Genomic DNA, 2496 nt, shown 5'->3' with positions numbered 1-2496 from the left:
CCTCGATAGCTCAATGGTAGAGCACTCGGCTGTTAACCGAGTTGTTGTAGGTTCGAGCCCTACTCGGGGAGGTTGAAAAGTCCTGTAAACATTACTGTTTGCAGGATTTTTGCTATACTCAAGATAGAAGAGAAGGATTCGAGAAAGTAATGTACTGTTAACCGAAAAAGATAATCCTCAATAGCTCAATGAAATAGTCATATTTGTTAGAAGTTTAGTAGTTTTTTACTCGAAATGACGGGTTTCCATTTTAGTCAATATAAAGCAGAAATGGCAACATGAAATATTTATAAAAGAAAAAATATATACGGGATGTATGAAAGCGGAGGTAAAGCTGTGGCTTTCCATGTATTGAAACCTTGTATTGGATTTATACAGGGTTTCTTTTTTGTATTTTTTAAATCAATTGAAGATAGGATGAGAATAGACTATAATTATAGAAATAATCAAATAAGTGGAAACAGGAAAGAAAAATGTCAGAGCATCAAGGCGTTGAATGGAAGGAAATTTGGAAAGATGAATATTTGAAATGGATATGCTGATATGCCAATACACAGGGCGGGACGCTTATTATTGGGAAAGATGATAATGGGTAAGTAAAAGGGATTCATAATGCCAAAAAGCTATTAGAAGATATTCCTAATAAAATTGTTTCTACGATGAATATTATTGCTGATGTAAATCTTATAGAAGAAAATGGATTAGAATATATAGAAATTATTGTTGATAGTTATTCGTTTCCGGTTAATTATAGAGGAAAACATTATTATTGCAGCGGTAGTACCATGCAGGAAATAAAGGGGATAAAATTATTAAAATTCCTTTACGAAAGACAAGGGAAAACATGGGATAGTGTGCCAATACCAGGAGAAACAGCAGATGCCCTAAGTAAGGAGGCGTTGCAGGAATTCAGAAAAAAATCTGTTTATAAAAAGCGGTTAAGTAAAATTGCAGCAGAGGTCAATGACAAATTATTATTAGAGAATTTAAAATTATTTGAAGGATAAAATTTGATACGGGCAGCAATTTTAATGTTTCATCCTGAACCAGAAAAATGGGTAACAGGTGCATATATAAAAATTGGATATTTTGGAGATTCTGATTCTGATTTAAGATTTCAAGATGAAGTTCACGGGCCGTTAATTTTACAAGCAGATAAAACGGTAGAGTTGCTATATGCAAAGTATATGAAAGCTTTGATTGATTACGAGGGTTTACAGAGGACAGAAACATATATGTTTCCAATAGAGGGATTTCGTGAGATCCTATTGAATGCCATTAATCACAAAGATTATAGTACCGGAATTCCCGTTCAGATTAGTATTTATGAAGATAAAATGTATGTTTGGAATGATGGAAAACGGCCAGAAAATTTGCCTGTAGATGAAATATATAAGAAACATTCTTCCATACCATACAATCCTAAACTGGCAGATGTTCTCTACAAGGCTGGAGAGATTGAATCCTGGGGAAGATGCTTTGATAAGGTTATGGAGGTATGTAAAAAGGAAAAGGCTCCCTATCCTGAAATTGATGCTAACTCCAGGGGCGTTATGGTATTGTGTAAACCTTGTGAGCAATATAATAAACTATTGAAAGATAGACCTAGAAAAGAACTTTTGCCAAATGTACAATTAGAAAAGTTGTCACAGGAAGAACAAGATCGCATGAGTCCAATATTGAAGTATCTGGATGATAATTCTATAATCACAAATGCAATAGGTCGTGATTTATTAGGGAAATCGGTAGCAACAACGAAACGTTATCTTAACAGATTATGTGAAGTGGGAATTTTGGAACAGAAAGGTGCTGGCAGGAGCTCATATTATGAACGAAAATGAGCCGATTAATAAATGAATATAGATAATTATAGAAATAGGTAAGCTTTTTGAGTGAGAAAATGTTATTGTGAAAAATTCTATAGTAGATAGAAAATGAATGTAAAAGAAAAGGTACAAGAATTATTGAAATATTGCTCATCTTACCAAGGTCATTCCTATATGGTAGATGAGCGGCGTATAGATGAAACGTTTCGGATTGTGCTGTCGGAGGAAACAGAGATAATAGAGAATTTAGAGCATTTGCATTTTATTTTGCTTACTGGCGAGGCAGGAGACGGGAAATTGCACCTTTTGAGGAGCTTAGGGCAGCGGCTTTCAGACTATCGTTTTCAGAACTACCAGGATTTTTCCGCCCTCCCGGAGGAAAAACGGGCAATGCCAATTGATGACAGGCAAGAGCCAGGTAAAAAAGAACTCGTAAAGTTGATAGCGGATATCATAGAGGGAAAGTCAGAGCAACGGATTATCATCGCGGCGAATGTGGGGTATTTAGCAAAAGTGTCCTTATATACCATGAACCAATGTCATTAAGTTAAGCAAGGCTTGTCAGAGGACTCCTGCCATAAATCAACTATGTGTTGGGTTGACATGGGAATTATACCAGTTGTTAGAAGTTCTATAGGCGGATATTTTGTATCATGGGAAGTTTTTGGGT

General features: G+C 35.5%; 3 protein-coding genes and 1 tRNA gene. All 4 read left to right on the top strand.

From position 1 onward, the window contains the following. The 4 genes from D5281_RS24580 to D5281_RS24570 all read left to right on the top strand — a co-directional run bounded on the left by D5281_RS24580 (position 1) and on the right by D5281_RS24570 (position 2372). Positions 1–71 (top strand) — tRNA-Asn (locus D5281_RS24580). 588 nt (positions 72–659) lie between these two features. Beyond that, entirely contained in the window at positions 660–1007 is a 348-nt protein-coding gene (locus D5281_RS26330; protein WP_277935619.1) for a hypothetical protein, read from the top strand. Between the two features lie 3 nt (positions 1008–1010). Then, positions 1011–1841: an ATP-binding protein gene (locus D5281_RS26325; RefSeq protein WP_277935618.1), complete on the top strand. Its 831-nt coding sequence runs from the start codon at positions 1011–1013 to the stop codon at positions 1839–1841. Between the two features lie 93 nt (positions 1842–1934). Continuing rightward, a complete protein-coding gene (locus D5281_RS24570; RefSeq protein ID WP_160562483.1) occupies positions 1935–2372 on the top strand; it encodes a hypothetical protein in 438 nt (145 codons plus the stop codon). The last annotated feature ends 124 nt before the right edge of the window (positions 2373–2496 follow it).

This window comes from Parablautia muri, from assembly GCF_009917485.1.
Taxonomy (GTDB): domain Bacteria; phylum Bacillota; class Clostridia; order Lachnospirales; family Lachnospiraceae; genus Suilimivivens; species Suilimivivens muri.
The sequence above is the reverse complement of the archived record's forward strand: the minus strand, read 5'-3'. Positions and strand labels throughout refer to the sequence as shown.

Coding starts and splice junctions, on each gene's coding strand:
- D5281_RS26330 (WP_277935619.1), top strand. CDS start 660: ATGAATATTATTGCTGATGTAAATCTTATAGAAGAAAATGGATTAGAA.
- D5281_RS24570 (WP_160562483.1), top strand. CDS start 1,935: ATGAATGTAAAAGAAAAGGTACAAGAATTATTGAAATATTGCTCATCT.